Origin of the sequence: Mycobacterium sp. (assembly GCF_049280035.1) — a bacterium.
In the GTDB taxonomy this organism is placed as follows: Bacteria; Actinomycetota; Actinomycetes; order Mycobacteriales; family Mycobacteriaceae; genus Mycobacterium.
Window position 1 is genome coordinate 1 of sequence record NZ_JBAPPI010000456.1, and the last position, 1,767, is coordinate 1,767.

Here is a 1,767-nt window from a genome sequence, read left to right on the forward strand (position 1 = left end):
GCTGGTCTCCCCCGACCAACTGCATCAACTCGGTGTAGCCGGTCGCCGCCGAGCCGTCGACGTATACAGCTGGGAATCGGTGGCTGCCCAGACCGCGCGCGTCTACGAACGCGCGATCAATCGGCAGTTGCCGGTTCGGGATTCGGTCCAGGCCGTGGGCGAGCCGTGCTGACGGTGGAGTTTGACCGCCTCGGTATCGGTCGCGGTACCAGGGTGATTGACGTCGGGTGCGGTGCGGGCCGGCACAGCTTCGAGGCATATCGCCGAGGCGCCGATGTGGTCGCTTTCGATCAGGATGCTGCCGAACTAAACAACGTCGACACCATGTTTCGCGCCATGGCGGATTCTGGTGAGGTGCCGCCGTCGGCTCACGCCGAGATCGTCGTCGGCGACGCGCTGGCACTGCCGTATCCCGACCGGACATTCGACTGTGTCATCGCCTCGGAGATCCTGGAGCATGTCCCGGCCGACAGCGCGATGATCGACGAGCTGATACGCGTGCTCAAGGTCGGCGGCCGGCTGGCAGTCACCGTGCCCAGGTGGTTGCCCGAACGATTGTGCTGGCTACTCTCCGATGACTACCACAGCAACGAGGGCGGCCACATCCGCATCTACCGTGCGAACCTGCTGCGCGCCGAAATCGCCAACCGCGGAATGACCTACACTCACGCCCATCACTCACATGCCTTGCATGCACCATTTTGGTGGCTGAAATGCTTAGTCGGCGTCAACAATTCAGAACACCCCGCCATCGTCGCCTATCACAAGATGCTGGTTTGGGACATGATGCAACAGCCGAGGCTCACCCGGCTGGCCGAATCCACCCTCAACCCGCTGATCGGCAAGAGTGTCGCGCTGTACTTCGAGAAACCGGTACCCGCCGTTGAACTGGTTTAAGGAACCGGGCGTCGCTGGGGTCCTCTCTCCTGCGCAATGCCGGCAGACGGCGGAATCGATTGCAGCGGTGCAAGAACCATCCGGCGCCATCCCATGGTCGGAAGACGGACACACCGACCCTTGGGACCATGTCGAATGCGCAATGGCGCTGACGGCAGCGGGCCTGATCGACCCGGCGCGCCACGCGTTCGACTGGTGTCGGCGCCAGCAGCGCGCGGATGGTTCCTGGCCGATCCAGCTTCGCGCCGGCATCGTGGAGGACGCCAACAGCGACAGCAACTTCTGCGCTTACGTCGCGGTCGGAGTCTGGCACCACCTACTGATCACCGGTGACCGCGCCTTTGCCACCGCGATGTGGCCGACGGTGCGCGCAGCAATCGATTTTGTCTTGGAGCTGCAGCTTGAAGGTGGCGAAATTTGTTGGGCGCGTGGCCCTTCAGGTCCGGTTGCCGAGGCGTTGCTGACCGGGTGCGCCAGTATTTTCCATAGCATTCGCTGTGCCCTGGCGCTGGCGAATTATGTCGACGAGCCGCAACCGGAATGGGAGGTCGCGCTCGGCCGGTTGGGCCACGCGATCGCTGCCCATCCGTCGGCGTTCACCGAAAAGCCGCATCACTCGATGGACTGGTACTATCCGATCCTGGGCGGTGCGCTTCGCGGTCCCGCGGCGATCGCCCGAATCGCCGAGCGGTGGGGCGATTTCGTCGTCGACGGTCTGGGCATCCGGTGCGTCGACGACCGGCCGTGGGTGACCGGCGCGGAGACCTGCGAATTAGTGTTGGCGCTCGATGCGATGGGCAGTCGGCAGGCGGCGCTGCGGCAGTTCGCCGCGATGCAGCACCTGCGTGAGGACGACGGCTCCTATTGGAC

3 protein-coding genes are annotated in these 1,767 nt (G+C 64.3%); all 3 read left to right on the top strand.

All coding sequences use genetic code 11. The features are described 5' to 3' along the window. Positions 1 to 172 (top strand): glycosyltransferase (locus WAN71_RS15070; RefSeq protein WP_422226102.1); only part of this gene is annotated, 172 nt, incomplete at its 5' end. Then, positions 166 to 897: a class I SAM-dependent methyltransferase gene (locus tag WAN71_RS15075; protein WP_422226100.1), complete on the top strand. Its 732-nt coding sequence runs from the start codon at positions 166 to 168 to the stop codon at positions 895 to 897. The genes WAN71_RS15070 and WAN71_RS15075, both read left to right, overlap by 7 nt. Beyond that, a partial coding sequence (locus WAN71_RS15080) for a prenyltransferase (RefSeq protein ID WP_422226101.1) occupies positions 884 to 1,767 on the top strand: 884 nt, incomplete at its 3' end. The genes WAN71_RS15075 and WAN71_RS15080, both read left to right, overlap by 14 nt.